Below are 459 nucleotides of genomic sequence, written 5' to 3'. Positions count from 1 at the left end.
TTACAATGAAGAGTTTGATCCTGGCTCAGGATGAACGCTAGCGACAGGCTTAACACATGCAAGTCGAGGGGCAGCATAAGGTAGCAATACCTTGATGGCGACCGGCGCACGGGTGAGTAACACGTGTGCAACCAACCCCGTACCGGGAGATAACCCGCGGAAACGTGGACTAACACCCCATGATACTTCAAGTCCGCATGGTCTTGATTTTAAAAGTTAATGGTACGGGACGGGCACGCGCGACATTAGGTAGTTGGCGGGGTAACGGCCCACCAAGCCGACGATGTCTAGGGGTTCCGAGAGGAAGGTCCCCCACACTGGAACTGAGACACGGTCCAGACTCCTACGGGAGGCAGCAGTGAGGAATATTGGTCAATGGGCGAGAGCCTGAACCAGCCAAGTCGCGTGAGGGAAGAATGGTCTATGGCCTGTAAACCTCTTTTGTCAGGGAAGAATAAG

1 rRNA gene is annotated in these 459 nt (G+C 54.0%); it reads left to right on the top strand.

Annotation, left to right across the window (positions count from 1 at the left end):
- Window positions 1-2: 2 nt before the first annotated feature.
- Window positions 3-459: ribosomal RNA gene (locus L0M98_RS22535) — 16S ribosomal RNA — on the top strand; the annotation flags it as partial.

Source organism: Butyricimonas sp. DFI.6.44 (assembly GCF_022132345.1).
Lineage (GTDB): Bacteria > Bacteroidota > Bacteroidia > Bacteroidales > Marinifilaceae > Butyricimonas > Butyricimonas muris.
This window is presented reverse-complemented; position numbering and strand designations above follow the sequence as displayed.